Source organism: Stutzerimonas sp. KH-1 (genome assembly GCF_054483855.1).
Genome location: NZ_CM137011.1, coordinates 3,816,075 through 3,834,385, shown reverse-complemented (window position 1 = coordinate 3,834,385; position 18,311 = coordinate 3,816,075). Strand labels below are relative to the sequence as shown.

The following is an 18,311-nucleotide window of genomic DNA, read 5'->3' as shown; positions in this document are numbered from 1 at the left end:
CAGCCGCTTCAATCCGCAACGAGGCCCCTATGCTCGACTGGGTTCGCGAATATCAGCCGCTGCTCACGCTGGTGGTTTCCACCTGCACACTGCTGGTCTGGCTCTTCTATGCGCACCTGCTGCTGGCCAACTTCAAGCGCCAGCGGCGACCCAACCTGATCATCAATCGCGGCGCCGGCAAGGGGCTAACCTCGCTGTGCCTGATCTCCAACATGAGCGCCGAACCGATGTTCATCAATCAGGTGCTGATCTGCCTGGATACCAACCGCGGCCGCCTGCTCGGCGACGTAACCGATATCCGCGAAAGTCAGGAAGATGAGGCGACGCCCGATCTGGCGCTGTACCAGACCACCCACCAGGGCCCGCTGCGCAGCGGTGATTTCACCCACATCGGCAGCTTCCAGGCATTGCTGCGACGGGCAGCCGAGCAGCATGGCATCGACTTGCGCGGGCACCAGCCGGAAGGCGAATGGCAGTTTCTGGGCATGGAGATCCGCGTGGTGGCCTTCTATGGCTCGGACCGCCATCCGCTGGGCGTATCCCGCCGCTTTACCCTGGACGGCGCCGAGCTGCTACCCGACAGTCCGCTCACCCGCCAGCTGTGCACCCGACGCGAGCGCCGTCAGGTGCGCGGCTGGATGGTCGAGCACATCGGTTAGGCCGGCGGGCACATCGCTGTGCCCGCCGGCGCACCCGTTCAACGGCCCTGCTGCGCCAAGCGCCGCCGTTGCAGCCAGACGATCAGCGCGAACAGCAGGAAGCCCGGAATCCACATGAATTCCTTCGGCCAGCGATCGGTCGGCGCGCGCACCCTGAGGATCTGCTGGTCGAATTCCAGACCCGCCTCGGCCGCCGGGCTGCCGAAGGTCACGCTGTCGACCAGCACCTTGCCCTCCTCGACATAGGTCATCAGGCCGATCTTCTCGAGCTTTTCCTCGCCGCTCTCACCGTCGGGAATCGCCAGCAGCACGACGAACTCGCGCGGATCGCCGACATCATCCTCACCCAGCACGCGCAGGCGCAGCTGGCTGTCCTCCTCCACCCGCTCCAGTGCCTGCACCAGTTCGGTCGGCTCGAGGTCGCGGTAGGGGTCGTGGATGATGTCCATCCAGAAGCCCGGTCGGAACAGGGTGAATGCCACCAGCAGCAACAGCAGGCTTTCGTACCAGCGGCTGCGCACCAAGAAGTAGCCCTGGGTGCCGGCGGCGAAGATCAGCATGGCGATGGTCGCCACGACGAAGATCAGCACGCCGTGCCAGAAGTCCACATCGATCAGCAGCAGGTCGGTGTTGAAGATGAACAGGAACGGCAGCGCCGCCGTGCGCAGGCTGTAGTAAAAGGCAGTGATACCGGTCTTGATCGGATCGCCCTTGGACACTGCGGCGGCAGCGAACGAGGCCAGCCCCACCGGCGGCGTCACGTCGGCCATGATGCCGAAATAGAAGACGAACAGGTGTACCGCGATCAACGGCACGATCAGGCCGTTCTGCTGCCCCAGCGCCACGATCACTGGCGCCAGCAGGCTGGATACCACGATGTAGTTGGCGGTGGTCGGCAGGCCCATGCCGAGGATCAGGCTAAGGAAGGCGGTGAGCAGCAGCATCAGCAGCAGGTTGCCCATCGACAGCAGCTCGACCAGGTCAGCCAGCACCAGGCCGACGCCGGTCTGCGAGACGGCGCCGACGATGATGCCCGCCGCCGCGGTGGCGATACCGATGCCGATCATGTTGCGCGCACCGGCGATCAGGCCCTCGCGCAGATCGACCACGCCGTCCAGGAAGGTGCCGTGCTCGTGGGCGCCGTCCTTGCGCAGCATCGACAGCAGCGGGCGCTGCGTGAGCAGGATGATCACCAGCATCACCGAGCCCCAGAATGCCGAGAGGCCGGGTGACAGCCGTTCGATCATCAGGCACCAGACCAGCACCACCACCGGTAGCAGGAAGTGCAGGCCGGAGAGCAGCACCGGGCGGGTCTGCGGCAGCGCCTCGAGTGGCGCGTCGGGGTCTTCGGCGGGCAGCGGCGGGTTGCTTGCTGCCACCTTCAGCAGTGCCAGGTAGACCAGCGCCAACAGCGCCCCGATCACCCACAGCGCCGAGTCGCCCAGCGCTGGCTTGAGCCAGCCGAGGCCGTAATAGACGCCCAGCGACAGCCCCGAAATCAGCGCGGCACCGAACGCGAAGCCGATCAGCCGCTGCATCCAGGGCTTGGCCACGTTGGCTCGCGGCAGCGCAGTCAGGCCCAGCTTGAGCGACTCCAGGTGCACGATGTAGACCAGCGCGATATAGGAGATCAGCGCTGGCAGGAACGCATGCTTGATGACCTCGACGTAGGGAATGCCGACGTACTCGACCATCAGGAACGCCGCAGCGCCCATCACCGGCGGCATGATCTGGCCGTTGACCGACGAGGCGACTTCCACCGCGCCGGACTTTTCCGCGGAGAAGCCGGTGCGTTTCATCATCGGGATGGTGAAGGTGCCGGTGGTCACCACGTTGGCGATCGACGAGCCGGAAATCAGTCCGGTCATGCCCGACGCCACGACCGCGGCCTTGGCCGGGCCGCCACGAAAATGCCCGAGCATGCTGAACGCCAGCTGAATGAAATAATGACCCGCACCAGCGCGTTCGAGCAGCGCGCCGAACAATACGAAGAGAAAGACGAAGCTGGTGGAGACACCGAGCGCGATGCCGAACACGCCTTCGGTGGTGATCCACTGGTGGTTGGCCAGCGCGGTGAAGCTGACCCCACGGTGGGCGAGCAGGCCGGGCATCCAGGGGCCGGCGACGCTGTAGACCAGAAATATCAGGGCGATGATTGCCAATGGCGGGCCGAGGGCACGGCGCGTGGCTTCCAGCAGCAGCGGAATGCCGAGGCAGGCCGTGATCAGGTCCATGGTGGTCAGGTTGCCGGGTCGCTGCGCCAGTTGCTCGTAAGCGATGAACAGGTAGGCGGCAGTCGCGGCAGCGATCAGCCCCAAGGCGATGTCGAACAGCGGGACGCGGTCTCTCGGCGATTTCTTGAAGGCCGGATAGGCCAGAAACGCCAGCAGCAGCGCGAATGCCAGATGGATCGAGCGGGTCTCGGTGTCGTTCAGCACGCCGAAGCCGAGTACGAAGGGCAGCGGCGAGGCGATCCACAGCTGGAACAACGACCAGAGCAGCGCCAGCCCGGCGATGACCGCGGCCATCGGGCCTTCGGGCAGGCGCGCACCGACATCCTGGGCGATCAGTTCCTCGGTGGACAGTTGTTTGTCTTGCATGAATTGAGGCCTGTTTTTTCAGGTAACGGAACCGCGAAAACCCGTGGCCATGGGGCGCACGGGTTTTCGGCTAAGGCATCGACGAGCAGGGCCGCGTCCGCGACGCGGCCCTGCTGAGCCTTACAGCCAGCCGCGTTCCTTGTAGTAACGCTCGGCGCCTTCATGCAGCGGCGCGCTCAGGCCGACTTCGATCATCTCTTCCGGCTTGAGATCCTTGAATGCCGGGTGCAGACGCTGGAAGCGCTCGATGTTCTCGAACACCGACTTCACCAGCTGGTAGACCACTTCGGCATCGACCTTGGCGGTAGTGGACAGCACGGCCTTGCCGCCGATGGACTGCGTCGGCTGGTCGTTGCCCTTGTACAGGCCGCCGGGGATCTCGGCCTTGGTGTAGTAGCTCTTGGCAGCCAGCAGCTTGTCGATTTCCGGGCCGGTGATCGGCACCAGGACCGCATCGACGGTGGTGGTGGCTTCCTGGATCGCGCCATTCGGATGACCGACGAAGTAGGTCATGGCGTCGATGTTGTTGTCGCCCAGCGCGCTGGCCTGCTCGGCCGGCTTCAGTTCGGCGGCGAGGGCGAAGGCCGACTTGTCCCAGCCCTTTTCCTTCATGATTTCTTCGAGGGTGTCGCGCTGGCCGGAGCCGGGGTTACCGATGTTGACGCGCTTGCCCTTCAGATCATCGAGGCCCTTGATGTTGGCGTCGCGACGCGCCAGCACGGTGAAGACTTCGCTCTGCAGCGAAAAGACGGCACGGATGTCGTCCATCTTGCCTTCTTTCTCGAACGGCGCCACGCCTTCCATCGCCTTGTACTGATGGTCCGACTGCATGATGCCGAAGTTGAACTCGCCGCTGCGCAGGCCGTTGACGTTGGCCACGCCGCCGCCGCTCGCCGGCGCGTTGCACTTGATGTCTTCCGCGTTGCGGTTGACGAAGCGGCAGATCGATTGCCCGGCAACGTAATAAACGCCGGTCTGGCCGCCGGTGCCGATGGTGACGAACTTCTCTTGCGCCTGTGCCACTGCGCTCAGGCCTGTTCCCGCCAGAGCAGCGGTAAAGATCCATGCCAAGGATTTGCCTTTCATGGATGCACTCCTTTTTGGTTGTTTTCGGATTCCCGGGCATCCCTTGTGAGTCTGCGCGGAACTTGAGTCTAGCAGGCGTCGGCGTCGGCAACAGCCTTCGCGACCTGCGTGCCGTTCCTACCCTGCATCCCTAGCTAGGACCGGCCGGTTGAACCAGGGTTGCCGCTCAGGGATGAACTTTTTGTGTACAGCCATTGTACAATTCAAAGAATATGTACAATATTGCTGGCGCTCAGCCATATTGATATGCCTGACCACGGTAGTAGGACTTCAGTCGTATTGAGCGCCCATAGAGACTGATATCACCATGCCATCGTCCTGATCTGTCAGGGCGGTGGTAAGCCAACAGGGCCGTCGACATAGCGAACCCGTGCTGGCGCGTTTTCCGTGTCCGCTGTACCGCTACACAAGTTCCGAACGACCCGCTGGGCCGTCTGAAGCAGGAAGCGAATCGCCGAGAGGGCGAGACCGACACGGAAGGTACGGTGCATCCCGATGCGCCGGCAGAGGCGCCCGGGGAACCGAACAACACCTTGCCTTGTTGACGAGACCAATCATGCGCATGAACCTGCCGGTCACTGGCCGCGACGTTTCAATCAGCGACACCGCCAATATCCTCTCCACCACGGATCTCGACGGTGACATCACCTACGTGAATCCCGATTTCATCGCGTCAGCGGATTCGAAGAGCACGAACTGCTCGGACAGCATCACAACATCGTCCGCCATCCGGACATGCCCGCCGAAGCCTTCGGCGATCTCTGGTCATCCGTGCGCGGCGGCCGATCGTGGATGGGCATGGTGAAGAATCGTTGCAAGAACGGTGACCATTATTGGGTCAGCGCCTTTGTCACGCCGATCAGTCGCAACGGGCGGGTCGTCGAGTACCAGTCCGTAAGGACCAAACCACAACCGGCACAAATTGCTGCGGCCGAACGGCTATATGCGCAGCTGCGTGAAAAACGCCCACCGGCCGCACTGCGGCGCGCCCCGCTGGGCGTACGCAGCCGCGTCGCGCTACTGGCGGCGCTGGGCAGCGCGCCCGTCGTGCTCGCCGGCGCGCTGCTGGGTGGTGTGGGTCTCGCATTCGCGGCGGTCACCACGGCTGTCGCCGCAACGACGGCCGGCACCCTGGCCTACCTCGCACTGGCGCCCCTGCAACGGCTCGTCGAACAGGCGCGGCGGATCGGCGACAACCCGGTGGGCCAGCTGATCTATACCGGCCGCCGCGACGATTTCGGTCAGATCGCCTTTGCCATGAAGATGCTGGAAACCGAGGCCGGCGCCATGGTCGGGCGCATCGGCGATGCGTCCCGCCAGCTCAGCCAGCACGCCAAGGAACTGCTCGGCGCGATGGAGAGCAGCACACAGAGCGCTGCCCGTCAGCAGGTCGAGACGGACCAGGTCGCCACCGCGATCAACCAGATGGCAGTCAGCGTGCAGGAGGTGGCCAGCAACGCACAGCGCACCGCCGAAGCCGCCAGCCGTGCCGATAGCGAAGCCGCGACCGGCACCGAGGTGGTCAATCGCACCGGTGCCGCCATCGGCCAGCTGGCGCTGGACATCCAGCAGGCCGGTGAGGTGATCCACGAACTGGAGATGCACAGCAATGACATCACCAAGGTGCTGGACGTCATCCGCGGCATTGCCGAGCAGACCAACCTGCTGGCCCTCAATGCCGCCATCGAGGCGGCACGCGCGGGTGAACAGGGCCGCGGCTTCGCCGTGGTCGCCGACGAAGTGCGCAACCTGGCATCGCGGACCCAGCAGTCGACTCAGGAGATCAACAGCATGATCGCCGCCCTGCAGGGCGGCGCACGCCAGGCGGTGGAGGTCATGCAGCGCAGCCGTGAGCAGGCCATGCACAGCGTCGAGCAGGCGGAACAGGCGGCGCGCTCGCTGCAGGGCATCAATAGTCGGGTCAACGAGATCAGCGAAATGAGTATCCAGATTGCCGCGGCCGTCGAGCAGCAGAGCGCGGTGAGCGAGGACATCAACCAGAACATCGTGAGCATCCGCAGCGGTTCGGACCATCACGTGGAGAGCGGCCTGCGCAGCCGGCAAAGCGCCTCGGGCGTCGCCGAGCTGGCCGGCCGGATGGAAATGCTGGTGGACCAGTTCTGGACCCGCCGACGTGCCTGAAGCAGGGCGAGGATGCCCCGTAATGGTGCGACGCAGGGCGCTGCCGGAACGGCGCCATAATGCGCTTGCCGGGCTTGTTACCACACTTGGCTACAGGCAAAATGCCACCAGTTTCGCATTTTGCGAAAGTTGCTTTACCGCTCAGGACACCCGGACCTGATAGCTAAGGCGCCAGCCGTGACATCCCATCAGGGGTGCATACGGCTGGCGCCTTTTTTTTGCCCTCGACCAACCCCGTCAGGGCAGAACCGCCGGGCGAACAAACGGCACCCAACCTGCATGTGACGCTACGAAGAACAAGCAATGCTGACCGAAGAGACCCTGCGCGAGGCCCTGGAAGAGACCATTCAGGTCTTGGAGCGCACCCGCCGCTCCTTCAAGTCGCGCGAACTCGGCCAACTGCGCCGACGCCTGATCGACCTGCTGGAGCAGCTGGAGACCGATGCGGGCGGCAAGGAGGATGACTGATCACCGATTCGTAAGCTGACTGCCGTACAAGATGCCCCGCCGCATCCCGCGAGCGCGCCGACAGAAGCCGCGCCGCTGAACCTGCCTCGCGTACTCAGACCCATTACCAAGGAAGATCTGTTTATGCGCCTCAACCTGCCCGTCAGCGGCCGCGAAGTCATCGTGGGCGACACGGCGAACATCCTCTCGACCACCGACCTCAAAGGCACCATCAGTTACGCCAATCCTGATTTCGTGGCGATTTCCGGGTTCGACGAAGACGAGCTGCTGGGTCAGCCGCACAACACCGTGCGGCATCCGGACATGCCCGAAGCCGCGTTCGCCGATCTCTGGCAGACGCTGCAGGCGAACCGCTCGTGGATGGGCATCGTCAAGAACCGCTGCAAGAACGGCGACCACTACTGGGTCAGCGCCTTCGCCACGCCGGTCAGCCGCAACGGCAAGGTGGTGGAGTACCAATCGGTACGGACCCGCCCGCAGCCCGAACAGATCCAGGCCGCCGAGGCACTCTATGCGCAGATGCGCGACGGTCGGGCTGCGGCCTCGTTGCGCCCGCCAGCGCTCGGCCTGCGCGCTCGGGTGGCGCTGCTGGCAGGCCTCGGCGGCGCTGCCGGTGCGGCGATCGGCGCGTTGCTGGGCGGCGCGCCGCTAATCGCGGGTGCAACCGCCGTCGTGCTGGCTGGCGCGGCCGCCGCCGGGCTGACGGCACTGGCACTGGCACCGCTGGAACAGCTGGTCCGACAGGCACGGCGCATCGGCCGCAATCCCGTCAGCCAACTGATCTATACCGGACGCAGGGACGAGATCGGCGAAATCGCCTTTGCCATGAAGATGCTGGAAGCCGAAGCCGGCGCCATGGTCGGGCGCATCGCCGACTGCAGCCGACAGCTAAGCGATCACGCCCGCAACCTGCTTGGCGCGGTGCATGGCAACTCCGCAAGCGCTTCGCGACAGCAGCAGGAAACCGACCTCATTGCCACGGCCATCCAACAGATGACTGCCAGCGTGCAGGAAGTCGCGCTCAACGCCCAGCGCACCGCCGAAGCCGCCGCACAGGCCGATAGCGAAGCCGCCAGCGGCCGGGAGATCGTCGGCCTGACCGGCAGCAGCATCACCCGCCTGGCCAGCGATATTCAGCAGGCCGCCGAAGTCATCCACCAGCTCGAAAGCCACGGCCAGGAAATCAGTCGCGTGCTCGAAGTGATTCACAGCATTGCCGAGCAGACCAACCTGCTCGCGCTCAATGCCGCCATCGAAGCGGCGCGCGCTGGCGATCAGGGCCGCGGGTTCGCCGTGGTGGCCGACGAGGTGCGCCAACTGGCCTCGCGCACCTCGATGGCGACGGCGGATATACAGACGATGATCGCCGCGCTGCAGGCCGGCACGCGGCAGGCAGTCGACGTCATGCAGCGCAGCCGCGAACAGGCCGAGCACAGCGTCAGCCATGCCGACCGGGCCGAACACTCGCTCAGCGATATCAACAACCGGGTCAACGAGATCAGCGCGATGAGCAACCAGATCGCCGCCGCCGTGGACCAGCAAAGTTCGGCCAGCGAGGAGATCAGCCAGAGCATCGTCAGCATTCGCGGCAGCTCGGATCAACATGTCAGCAGCGGCATGCACAGCCAGCGCAGCGCCAGCGGCGTCGCCCAGCTGGCCGATGGCATGCTCGAGCTGGTGCAGCAGTTCTGGGCACGCCGGCGCGCCTGAGACGACAGCCCGTCAGCTGTGTGGGACAGATCAACAGCATGATGGCATGATGGCATCGCAGCCGGCGCGTTTCTGGCGCCGGATGACTGACAGAATGCGTGTCAGTCGCTGCGACGTCCACGAGGCAAGCCACCATGATGCGCACCCTGCTGTTTATCGCCGGTCTGATGCTGCTGTCCTCGCTCGCGAGCGCGGTGACTGCCGGGCCGTCGCCGGTGCTGCAGGTGCGCGATGCATCGGCACTGCAGGTCGACGCGGTGGAATATGTGCTGGGCAAACCCATGGCGTCCTTCGATGACGCCGCTGGCGCGCAATGGCCCTGGCAGCCGCTGACCAAGCCAACCCTGGGCAAGCAGCCTGACGGCGCCTGGCTGCGCATCTCCCTGCACAACAGCGCGGCGCACGCCAGGCTCTGGTACCTGCTGCTGAAATGGCCGGTGCTCGATCGCGTCGCGGTGCGCCTGCATTATCCGGACAGCGACCGTTGGGGCACGGCGATGCTCGCCGGGGACGCCGTGGCCATGAGCGCTCGGCCATTGGCGGACCATCACTTCGTCTACCCACTGGAGTTGCCGGCGGGCGAGCGCGCGGTGGTCTACCTGCAGGTGCAGGCCCGCGAGACGCTGGCCCTGCCGCTGGAACTGATCGACGAGAAGCAACTGATCGAGAGCCGACTCCACGATGTCACTCTGGTCAGCCTGTTCTTCGGCGGCATTCTGGTGATCGTGCTGTACAACTGCAGCCTGCTGATCTTCACCCGCGACCCAAGCTATTTCCTCTACGTGCTCTATCTGCTCAGCGCGGTGTTCTACGTACTGAGCATCACCGGCTTCGGCCAGCTCTATCTCTGGCCGGAGATTCCCGAACTCTCGGCACGCTTCTACGGGCTCTCGGCCGCCCTGTGTTTCTTCACACCGATGCTGTTCGCCCTGCGCTTTCTCGGTGTGCGGCGTTACGGCGGTTGGGTCTGGGCAGTTTCGATCACCCTCACGCTGTACTGGGGAGCCGTGGTGGTGATCCTGCTGCTGGCGCCGGCCCTGGCCCGCTATACATTCATGGAAAGCGTCGCGCTGCTGCACTGTGTGCTGACCATGGCGATCACGCTCAATCTTTGGGCGCGCGGCAACCCGTCTGCGCGGTTGTTCAGCATCGCCTGGAGCACGCTGCTGGTGTTCACCGTGGTCAACCTGCTGGCACTCAACGGTGTGCTGCCGCTCAACGCCTGGACCCTGAATGGCCAGCTGATCGGCATGTTCGCCGAGTTCGTGCTGCTCTCCATGGCCCTGGCCGAGCGCATCAACATCGAGCGCAACCGGCGTATCGCCGCGCAGCAGCTGGCGCTGCAGACGTCCGAATCGCTCGCCGCCGAGCGCGCCCTGCACTTGCAGGCCAAGCAGGAGGCGCTGGACGTGCAGTTGCGTGCCAACGAGGTGCTGGAGGCACGGGTCTACGAGCGAACCCGCGCGCTGGAGGACGTCCGCCTGGGCCTGGAAGCCGCCAACGCCGAGCTGCTGCGCCTGAGCACCACCGATTCGCTGACTCAGCTGGCCAATCGTCGACGCTTCGATCACCTGCTGGACGAGGAAATCCGCCGCGCGCGGCGCGCCGGCAGTCCACTGTCGGTGCTGCTCGCCGATATCGATCACTTCAAGCGGGTCAACGACAGCTATGGCCATCCGTTCGGCGACGAATGCCTGCGCCAGGTCGCGGCAGTGCTCGCCGCCCATTGCCAGCGCGCCGGGGACGTCGCGGCGCGCTATGGCGGCGAGGAGTTCGTCGTGCTGCTACCGGGGCTCGACGGGCCGCAGGCCGCGGCGCTGGCCGAATCTATCCGCCGCACGATCGCACAACTGTCGCTGCAGCACGACGAGCAGCCCGTGCCACTGACCATCAGCCTCGGCGTGGCGACGCTGGCTCCGGCGCACGCCACGTCAGCGGAGCTGCTGGCGGCGGCGGATGCTGCGCTCTATCAGGCCAAGCACCAGGGCCGCAATCAGGTGGTGCTCGCCGCCGCCCCCTCGGCTGCCTGCCCGGACGGCATCAATCCTCAGCCGGCATGAAGCACACCCGCACCAACAGCCCGCCGAGCTTGCCCTGATCCAGGCTGATACTGGCGCGATGGGCACGGACGATCTCGCCGACGATCGCCAGCCCGAGGCCGGCGCCATGGCCGCCCGTGTCACGGCGGTAGAAGCGGGCGAAGACGCGATCGCGCTCGGCGGCCGGAATACCCGGGCCGTCGTCCTCCACCTCCAGCACGCCACCGTCGAGCACCCGCAGCACCACGTTGCCGCCAGCCGCGGTATGCGCCAGCGCATTGTCCAGCAGGTTGCTCAGCAGTTCGCTGATCAACGTCGGTTCGCCGTCGATCCACACCGGCGTCTCGGCCTCCAGCGCCAGGGCGACACCGCGCTGGTGCGCCAGCGCGGCCATCGCCAGCCCCAGCTCGCGGGCCAGCTGCGACAGGTCCAGACGCTGAGCGCCGCCTTCGGCGATCGATTGCGCACCGCTTTCGATACGCGCCAACGAAAGCAGCTGGTTGGCCAGATGAATGACCTTGTTGGTGCTCTGTCCGGCGTCTTCCAGGGTGCTGCGCCACGCCGCGGGCTCGGCTTCGCGCAGGCCCAGTTCGATGCGCGCCTTGAGCGCCGCCAGTGGCGTGCGCAGCTCGTGGGAGGCATCGGCGATGAAGCGCGCCTGGCGCTCGAACTGCCCGCGCAGGCGCTCGGTGAAGCCGTTGAGCGCGCCGACCAGAGGCTTCAGCTCGCGCTGCACATCGACCAGCGGCAGCGGCCTGAGGTCGTCCGGGGCGCGTTCCTGCACGGCCTCGCTGAGCCGGGCCAACGGGCGCAACGCCGCGCTGACGGCCAGCCAGACCAGCACCAGCGCGGCAAGCGCCAGCAAGCCCAGGCGCCACAGCGTGTCGCTCAACAGGCTGCGCGCCATGCGCTCGCGCGCGCCGAGCGTCTCGGCCACGCGAATCTCGGCGATGCCGTTGAGCTCGGGCTCGCTGACCGGCTGCAGCAAGCTCACCAGGCGTACGCCCTGGCCCTGGAACTCGCCGTCGTAGAAGCGCGCCAGCGCCGGGTAGTCGTCGGTGCGACGGACCTCGGCACCCGGTGCGGGCAACTGTTCGTAGCCGCTGACCAGGCGCCCCTCGGTGTCCAGCACCTGGTAATAGATGCGCCCGGCACTGTCGTAGGCGAAGGTGTCCAGCGCCACGTAGGGCACGTTGGCGCGCAGCCTGCCGTCGCTGGTCACCAGCCCCTCGGCGATCGCCCGGGCCGAGGCCAGCAGGGTCCGGTCGTAGGCGGTATCGGCGGCGGCGCGGCCGTTCCAGTAGGCACTCCAGGCTCCGTACAGCAGCAGCGGCGTGAGCAGGATCGCCAGCCGCAGCAGCAGCCGCGCACGCAGACTGCCGGCCGCCCCGCGCTCAGCCATCGAGCGCCTCGAGCATATAGCCCAGCCCGCGGAAGGTGACGATGCGTACCGGCTGGCCCTCGAGCTTCTTGCGCAGGCGGTGGATGTAGATCTCGATGGCGTCGGCGCTGGCCTCCTCGTCCAGACCGAATACCTGGGCGGCCAGCTGATCCTTGCTCATCACCCGACCGGGGCGGGCGATCAGCGCCTCCAGCACGCCCTGTTCGCGCGAGGTCAGCGTCAGTGGCTCGTCGGCCAGGCTGAAGCGCCGCGCATCCAGATCGTAAACCAGTGCGCCGCAGCGCTGCTGGCGTTCGCCGCCGCCGACGCTGCGTCGCAGCAGCGCCTTGACCCGCGCTTCCAGCTCGGACAGTTCGAACGGCTTGGCCAGGTAATCGTCGGCACCGAGGTTGAGCCCGTGCACGCGGTCGCTGACCTCGCCGCGCGCGGTGAGCATCAGTACCGGCAGCGTCTTGCCGCGCTCGCGCAGGCGCGCCAGCACCTGAAAGCCGTCGAGCCGTGGCAGGCCGACATCGAGAATCGCCAGCGCATAGTCCTCGCTGGCCAGCGCCAGGTCGGCGGCGACGCCGTCGTGCAGCAGGTCCAGGGTCCAGCCGGCGGCGCGCAATGCCTGGGCCACGCTTTCGGCCAGCTGGGGATGGTCCTCGACCAGAAGAATTCGCATTGCCTGTCCTCTGCGATGGCGACGGAGCGCCAGTGTAGCGGCAGAACTTCCACGCCGCTGCCGGCTTTCGGCGCTGAAAGGCTGGCGAAAGCTTGACCGCCTAGGATCGCTCGCAGGTGGCTCGAACCACCACGCGCGGCGCACGCGCCGTCACAACAAAAACAATAGTGGAGATACCCCCGATGCTGACTGCCGTCAGACGCTCACCCGCTCCTGCCCGTCTCGCCCTGGCCGTTGCCGCCGCCTCGCTGGCACCCATGGCCCAGGCCGCATTCATCGAAGACAGCAGCGCGACCCTGCAGACCCACAACATCTACCTGAACCGCGATTTCCGCGAAGGCAGCGGCCAGTCCAAGCGCGAAGAGTGGACCCAGGGCTTCATCCTCGACGTCCAGTCGGGCTTCACCGAAGGCACCGTCGGCGTCGGCCTCGATGCCCTGGGCATGCTCGGCGTCAAGCTGGATTCCGGTGGCGGCCGCGCTGGCACCGACCTCTTGCCGGTGCAGGACGATGGCGGCACGCCGGACGAGTTCAGCCGCCTGGGCCTTACCGCCAAGGCCAAGATCGGCGAGACCGAACTGCGCTACGGCTCGCACATTCCCGAGACGCCAGTGGTCAAGGCCAGCGACAGCCGTACGCTGCCGCAGGTGTTCGAAGGTGCCACCGTCACCTCCACCGATATCGACGGCCTGACCCTGACCGGCGGCCGCCTGGACAAGGTGATCGATCGTTCTTCGACCAACTCCCAGGACCTGCAGCTGAACAACAAGAACGGCCGTTTCGCCAGCGCCGCCGAGGCCGATCACCTGACCTTCGCCGGTGCCGAATATGCCTTCAACGAGAACCTCACCGGGCGCTACTACTACGGCGAGCTGGATGACGTGTACCGCCAGCACTTCTTCGGCCTGCTGGCGAACAAGCCGCTGAGCGACAACTCCGCGCTGAGCGCCGACCTGCGCGTGATGCTCAGTGATGACACCGGCGCGGCGAATGCCGGCAAGATCGATAACCAGGCCTGGAACGGCATGCTCGGTTACAGCCTCGGCGGGCACAAGGTCAGCGTCGGCTACCAGCAGATGCGCGGCGACACCGGCTACGCCTACATCGACGGCGGTGATCCGTTCCTGGTCAACTTCGTGCAGATCAACGACTTCGCCAACGCCGACGAGCGCTCCTGGCAGGCCCGTTACGACTACAACTTCGCCGCTGTCGGCATCCCCGGGCTGACCTTCCTGACCCGCTACATCTCCGGCGACAACGCCGAGTACTCAGGCGGCAACAACGGCAGCGAGTGGGAACGCGACTTCGAGTTCAAGTACGTGGTGCAGAGCGGCCCGCTGAAGAACGTCGCGCTGCGCTGGCGCAACGCGATGTACCGCTCCGACTTCGCCCGCGACGCCGACGAGAACCGTCTGATCGTCAGCTACAGCCTGCCGATCTGGTAAACAGAACAAGAACGCGAGGACTATCCGATGAAAACCAGACTCAGCCGTTTCGCCCTGCTGTCGTCCTGCCTGCTGCTCTCGAGCCAGCTGCTGGCCGAACCCAAGCGCCCCGAGTGCATCGCCCCGGCCAAGCCCGGCGGTGGTTTCGACCTGACCTGCAAGCTGGCCCAGAGCGGCCTGAAGGACAGCGGCCTGCTCGAAGCACCGATGCGCGTCACCTACATGCCCGGCGGCGTCGGCGCGGTGGCCTACAACGCGGTGGTCGCCCAGCGTGCGGCGGAAGCCGGCACCATCACCGCCTTCTCCAGCGGTTCATTGCTCAACCTCGCCCAGGGCAAGTTCGGTCGTTACGACGAGAACGCCGTGCGCTGGCTGGCTGCGGTCGGTACCGACTACGGCGCCATCTCGGTGCGTGCCGACGCGCCCTACAAGAACCTCGACGAGCTGATTGCCGCGGTGAAGAAGGACCCGGGCAGTGTGGTGTTCGGCGCCGGCGCCACCATCGGCGGCCAGGACTGGATGCAGACCGCGCTGATCGCCCGCGCTGCCGGGGTCGATCCGAAGAAGCTGCGCTACGTCGCCTTCGAGGGCGGCGGCGAAACGCTCACCGCCATGCTCGGCGGCCATGTGCAGGTCACTTCCAGCGGCCTCGGCGAAGTCACCCCGCAGCTCGACGCCGGCAAGATCCGCATCCTTGCCGTACTCTCCGACGAGCGTCTGCCGGGCAAGCTCGCCGACATCCCCACTGCCAAGGAACAGGGCTACGACATCAGCTGGCCGGTGATCCGCGGCTTCTACATGGGGCCGGAAGTGCCTGACGAGGACTTCAACTGGTGGAAGACCCAGTTCGACAGCCTGCTCGCCGACGAGGACTTCGCCAAGCTGCGCGAACAGCGCGATCTGTTCCCGCTGTCGATGACCGGCGACGAGCTGGAAGCCTTCGTCCAGAAGCAGGTGCAGGACTACAAGGCGCTGGCCGGCGAGTTCGGCCTGGTCAAGTAACGCGAACCGGCCCGCGTTCGCGGGCCGCACGGTCGACCCGGCAGCTGCCGGGTCGCCGAATCCCTGAGGTATCCCGTCATGTACGTACGTGTCTTCGCCGCGGCGTGGCTGCTCGCCTGCGCCGGCCTCGCCCTGCTCGCCTGGGGCTTCGAGGCGCCCTTCGCCTACGACCCGGTCGGGCCGCGCGCCTACCCGCTGCTGCTGCTGTTGCTGATGGCCTGTGGTGCGGCGTGGCTGCTGTTCAAGCCGCACGGTGAGCCGACACCGCCATTCGATCGGCCCAAGGCGCAGCGCGCCGTGCTGTGCGTGCTGGCCCTGCTGGCCTACGCGCTGCTGTTCGAAACCCTGGGTTTCGTCATCAGCACCGCCCTGGCCGGTTTTGCCCTCGGTCTGCTGTTCAACGGTCGCCTGTGGCCCAGCGTGATGAGCGGTGCGCTGCTTGGCGTGCTGCTCTACGGGTTGTTCGATTACCTGCTGGACGTGCCGCTGCCGCTTGGCCTGCTGCGTCTGCTGGAGAGCTGAAATGGAAACACTGAATTTCTTGATGCAGGGCTTCGACGTCGCCACCCGGCCGACCAACCTGCTGGTGGCGCTGTTCGGCGCCTTCGTCGGCACCGTGGTCGGCCTCTTGCCGGGGCTCGGCCCGATCAATGGCGTGGCGCTCTTGCTGCCGCTAGCCTTCGCCCTCGGCCTGCCGCCGGAGACCGCGCTGATCCTGCTCGCCGCGGTGTACCTGGGCTGCGAGTACGGCGGACGCATCTCGGCGATCCTGCTCAACGTGCCGGGTGATGCCGCCGCGGTGATGACCACCCTCGACGGCTACCCGCTGGCACGCCAAGGCAAGGCCGGCATCGCCCTGTCGCTTTCCGCGGTCAGCTCGTTCATCGGCAGCATTATCGCCACCTGCGGCGTGGTGCTGTTCGCCCCGCTGCTGGCCAAGTGGGCAGTGGCCTTCGGCCCGGCGGAATACTTCGTGCTGATGATCTTCGCCATCGCCTGCCTCGGCGGCATGGTCGGCGACAAGCCGGTGAAGACGCTGATGGCCGCGCTGATGGGCCTGGCGCTGGCCACCGTCGGTGTCGACTCGACCACCGGCGTCTACCGCTTCACCTTCGGCAGCGTCAGCCTGTCCGACGGCATCCAGTTCGTGATCGTGGTGATCGGCTTCTTCAGCGTCAGCGAGATCCTCTTGATGCTGGAAAAAACCCACAGTGGGCAGCAGGCGGTGAAGGCCAGCGGCCGGCTGCTGTTCAACTTCAAGGAGTTCTGCCTGACCTTCTTCACCATGGTGCGCAGCGCCGTGGCCGGCTTCGTCATCGGCACCCTGCCGGGCGCCGGGGCGACCATCGCCAGTGCCATGACCTACATGAGCGAGAAGCGCATGGCCGGCGACAAGGGCCGCTTCGGCGATGGCGACCTGCGCGGTCTGGCGGCGCCGGAAGCGGCCAACAACGCTTCGGCCTGTGGCTCGCTGATTCCCATGCTGACCCTCGGCGTACCGGGTTCGGGCACCACCGCGGTGATGATCGGTGCGCTGACGCTGTACAACATCACCCCCGGTCCCCTGCTGTTCGAACAGCAGCCGGACGTGGTCTGGGGTCTGATCGCCTCGCTGTTCATCGGCAACGTGATCCTGCTGGTGATGAACATCCCGCTGGTCGGCCTGTTCTCGCGCATGCTCGCGGTGCCGAACTGGGTGCTGGTGCCGGCGATCACCGTGATCAGCATGGTCGGTGTGTATTCGGTGCACAGCACCACCTTCGACCTGGTGCTGATGGTCGGCCTCGGCGTGTTCGGTTATCTGCTGCGCAAGCTGGATTTCCCGCTGTCGGCGCTGATTCTCGGCTTCGTGCTCGGCGAGATGATGGAAGACAACCTGCGCCGCGCACTGTCGATCTCCAACGGTGAGCTGGGCATCCTCTGGGGCAGCCCGATCACCCTGGCGCTGTGGGCGCTGACCGTGGCGATGCTGGCCATGCCGGGGCTGCGCTGGTACCTCAAGCGCCGTCGCGGCAACGTGGTCGAGGCACAGGCCTGACATGCGCCAGCGGCTGCCGGCCTGGTGGGCGACACCACTGATCGGCGCGGTCGGCGGCTGGCTGGCGAATCTGGCCAACTGGCCACTGCCCTGGATGGTCGGCTCACTGCTGGCGGTGATCGCGGTGCGCTGCAGCGGCTGGCTGGTGAGTGAGATGCCGCGCGGCCGTCAGGCCGGGCAGTGGATCGTTGCCAGCGCCATCGGCCTGCACTTCACCGGCGAGGTGATGCGCGAGGTGCTTGTGCACTTCGGCGTGATCCTCGCCGGCGCGCTCGGTACCCTGGCGTTGAGCCTGATCGGCATGGCCATCCTCTCGCGCGGCGGCTGCGATCGGGCCACCGCCTACTTCGCCAGCATGCCGGGTGGCGCCAGCGAGATGGTCAACCTGGCCAGCCGCCACGCCGCCCACCCCGGCCGCGTCGCCGCCGCGCACAGCCTGCGCATGCTGCTGGTGGTGCTGCTGATCCCGGCGTTCTTCACCTGGAGCCTGCCGCCGATCCAGGCACCGGCACCGCTACCAGTCGACGGCTTCTGGCTGGCTGTGCTGCTGCCGGCCGGCGGCCTGCTGGCCCTGCTCTGGCGCCGGCTCGGCCAGCCCAATCCCTGGATGCTCGGCCCGCTGACCGTCTGCGCGCTGGCCAGCGCCGGGTTCGATTTGCACATCGGCTTCCCGGACGGGCTCGGCCAGGTCGGCCAGTGGCTGATCGGCTCGTCGCTGGCCTGTCACTTCGACCGGGCTTTCTTTCGCAGCGCACCGGCCTTTCTGCTGCGGGTACTGCTGTTCACCCTCTCGGCCATGCTGGTCGCCGCCACGCAGGCAGCCGGGCTGGGTTGGCTGACGGCACTGGACGAAACCTCGCTGATGCTGGGGATGATGCCCGGCGGCATCACCGAGCTGTGCCTGACGGCCGAGGCGTTGCAGCTGTCGGTGGCGCTGGTGACGGCGGTGCAGGTGCTCAGGTTGTTTCTGGTGATGTTTCTCGCCGAGCCGGTGTTTCGGCTCTGGCAACGAGCCACGCTTTAGCCCGCCGTCAGGCGGGTTCTTTTTTTGGGGCA

General features: G+C 66.3%; 13 protein-coding genes and 1 pseudogene. 10 read left to right on the top strand and 4 right to left on the bottom strand.

Annotated features, from left to right (window positions below; all coding sequences use genetic code 11):
* Window positions 1-29: 29 nt before the first annotated feature.
* Window positions 30-659: a hypothetical protein gene (locus ACX1DW_RS18460; RefSeq protein ID WP_063541137.1), complete on the top strand. Its 630-nt coding sequence runs from the start codon at window positions 30-32 to the stop codon at window positions 657-659.
* 38 nt (window positions 660-697) lie between these two features.
* Here the strand turns inward: ACX1DW_RS18460 and ACX1DW_RS18455 are convergent, their stop codons facing one another.
* On the bottom strand, window positions 698-3,259 hold the full coding sequence (locus ACX1DW_RS18455) for a TRAP transporter permease (protein ID WP_267931471.1): 2,562 nt from the start codon (window positions 3,257-3,259) through the stop codon (window positions 698-700).
* Window positions 3,260-3,379: 120 nt separating this feature from the next.
* Entirely contained in the window at window positions 3,380-4,345 is a 966-nt protein-coding gene (locus ACX1DW_RS18450) for a TAXI family TRAP transporter solute-binding subunit (protein WP_312172555.1), read from the bottom strand.
* Between the two features lie 556 nt (window positions 4,346-4,901).
* Between ACX1DW_RS18450 and ACX1DW_RS18445 the strand changes: the two are divergent.
* From ACX1DW_RS18445 to ACX1DW_RS18430, 4 genes and pseudogenes are all read left to right on the top strand, one after another.
* A pseudogene (locus ACX1DW_RS18445) lies at window positions 4,902-6,487 on the top strand (methyl-accepting chemotaxis protein).
* Window positions 6,488-6,790: 303 nt separating this feature from the next.
* Window positions 6,791-6,955: a hypothetical protein gene (locus ACX1DW_RS18440; RefSeq protein ID WP_172974191.1), complete on the top strand. Its 165-nt coding sequence runs from the start codon at window positions 6,791-6,793 to the stop codon at window positions 6,953-6,955.
* 123 nt (window positions 6,956-7,078) lie between these two features.
* On the top strand, window positions 7,079-8,665 hold the full coding sequence (locus tag ACX1DW_RS18435; protein WP_200630293.1) for a methyl-accepting chemotaxis protein: 1,587 nt from the start codon (window positions 7,079-7,081) through the stop codon (window positions 8,663-8,665).
* Window positions 8,666-8,799: 134 nt separating this feature from the next.
* A complete protein-coding gene (locus ACX1DW_RS18430; RefSeq protein ID WP_458992096.1) occupies window positions 8,800-10,725 on the top strand; it encodes a sensor domain-containing diguanylate cyclase in 1,926 nt (641 codons plus the stop codon).
* On the opposite strand, the gene ACX1DW_RS18425 is transcribed toward ACX1DW_RS18430, so the two are convergent.
* On the bottom strand, window positions 10,706-12,106 hold the full coding sequence (locus tag ACX1DW_RS18425; protein ID WP_458992095.1) for a sensor histidine kinase: 1,401 nt from the start codon (window positions 12,104-12,106) through the stop codon (window positions 10,706-10,708). The two genes, ACX1DW_RS18430 and ACX1DW_RS18425, sit on opposite strands and share 20 nt — an antisense overlap.
* Window positions 12,099-12,770, bottom strand: coding sequence for a response regulator (locus ACX1DW_RS18420; protein WP_125867299.1), 672 nt, complete (start codon window positions 12,768-12,770; stop codon window positions 12,099-12,101). Before ACX1DW_RS18420 ends, ACX1DW_RS18425 begins: the two co-directional genes overlap by 8 nt.
* Window positions 12,771-12,952: 182 nt before the next feature.
* On the opposite strand from ACX1DW_RS18420, the gene ACX1DW_RS18415 reads away from it, so the two are divergent.
* The 5 genes from ACX1DW_RS18415 (at window position 12,953) to ACX1DW_RS18395 (ending at window position 18,279) form a co-directional block, all read left to right on the top strand.
* Window positions 12,953-14,215: an OprD family porin gene (locus tag ACX1DW_RS18415; RefSeq protein ID WP_458992094.1), complete on the top strand. Its 1,263-nt coding sequence runs from the start codon at window positions 12,953-12,955 to the stop codon at window positions 14,213-14,215.
* A 27-nt stretch (window positions 14,216-14,242) separates the two neighbouring features.
* The gene (locus tag ACX1DW_RS18410; RefSeq protein ID WP_208216992.1) at window positions 14,243-15,217 is read left to right on the top strand and encodes a Bug family tripartite tricarboxylate transporter substrate binding protein; all 975 of its coding nucleotides are present in this window, start codon (window positions 14,243-14,245) and stop codon (window positions 15,215-15,217) included.
* 78 nt (window positions 15,218-15,295) lie between these two features.
* Window positions 15,296-15,739 (top strand): tripartite tricarboxylate transporter TctB family protein, encoded by a 444-nt coding sequence (locus tag ACX1DW_RS18405; protein WP_458992093.1) that lies wholly within the window; start codon window positions 15,296-15,298, stop codon window positions 15,737-15,739.
* Between the two features lies 1 nt (window position 15,740).
* A complete protein-coding gene (locus tag ACX1DW_RS18400) occupies window positions 15,741-17,255 on the top strand; it encodes a tripartite tricarboxylate transporter permease (protein WP_458992092.1) in 1,515 nt (504 codons plus the stop codon).
* A gap of 1 nt (window position 17,256) precedes the next feature.
* On the top strand, window positions 17,257-18,279 hold the full coding sequence (locus ACX1DW_RS18395; RefSeq protein WP_458992091.1) for an AbrB family transcriptional regulator: 1,023 nt from the start codon (window positions 17,257-17,259) through the stop codon (window positions 18,277-18,279).
* Window positions 18,280-18,311 lie beyond the last annotated feature (32 nt).

Bases quoted from the DNA above. Each gene is read 5' to 3' on its own strand.
- ACX1DW_RS18420 (WP_125867299.1), bottom strand. From the start codon at position 12,770: ATGCGAATTCTTCTGGTCGAGGACCATCCCCAGCTGGCCGAAAGCGTG.
- ACX1DW_RS18415 (WP_458992094.1), top strand. From the start codon at position 12,953: ATGCTGACTGCCGTCAGACGCTCACCCGCTCCTGCCCGTCTCGCCCTG.
- ACX1DW_RS18460 (WP_063541137.1), top strand. From the start codon at position 30: ATGCTCGACTGGGTTCGCGAATATCAGCCGCTGCTCACGCTGGTGGTT.
- ACX1DW_RS18410 (WP_208216992.1), top strand. From the start codon at position 14,243: ATGAAAACCAGACTCAGCCGTTTCGCCCTGCTGTCGTCCTGCCTGCTG.
- ACX1DW_RS18435 (WP_200630293.1), top strand. From the start codon at position 7,079: ATGCGCCTCAACCTGCCCGTCAGCGGCCGCGAAGTCATCGTGGGCGAC.
- ACX1DW_RS18425 (WP_458992095.1), bottom strand. From the start codon at position 12,106: ATGGCTGAGCGCGGGGCGGCCGGCAGTCTGCGTGCGCGGCTGCTGCTG.
- ACX1DW_RS18405 (WP_458992093.1), top strand. From the start codon at position 15,296: ATGTACGTACGTGTCTTCGCCGCGGCGTGGCTGCTCGCCTGCGCCGGC.
- ACX1DW_RS18430 (WP_458992096.1), top strand. From the start codon at position 8,800: ATGATGCGCACCCTGCTGTTTATCGCCGGTCTGATGCTGCTGTCCTCG.
- ACX1DW_RS18400 (WP_458992092.1), top strand. From the start codon at position 15,741: ATGGAAACACTGAATTTCTTGATGCAGGGCTTCGACGTCGCCACCCGG.
- ACX1DW_RS18455 (WP_267931471.1), bottom strand. From the start codon at position 3,259: ATGCAAGACAAACAACTGTCCACCGAGGAACTGATCGCCCAGGATGTC.
- ACX1DW_RS18440 (WP_172974191.1), top strand. From the start codon at position 6,791: ATGCTGACCGAAGAGACCCTGCGCGAGGCCCTGGAAGAGACCATTCAG.
- ACX1DW_RS18450 (WP_312172555.1), bottom strand. From the start codon at position 4,345: ATGAAAGGCAAATCCTTGGCATGGATCTTTACCGCTGCTCTGGCGGGA.
- ACX1DW_RS18395 (WP_458992091.1), top strand. From the start codon at position 17,257: ATGCGCCAGCGGCTGCCGGCCTGGTGGGCGACACCACTGATCGGCGCG.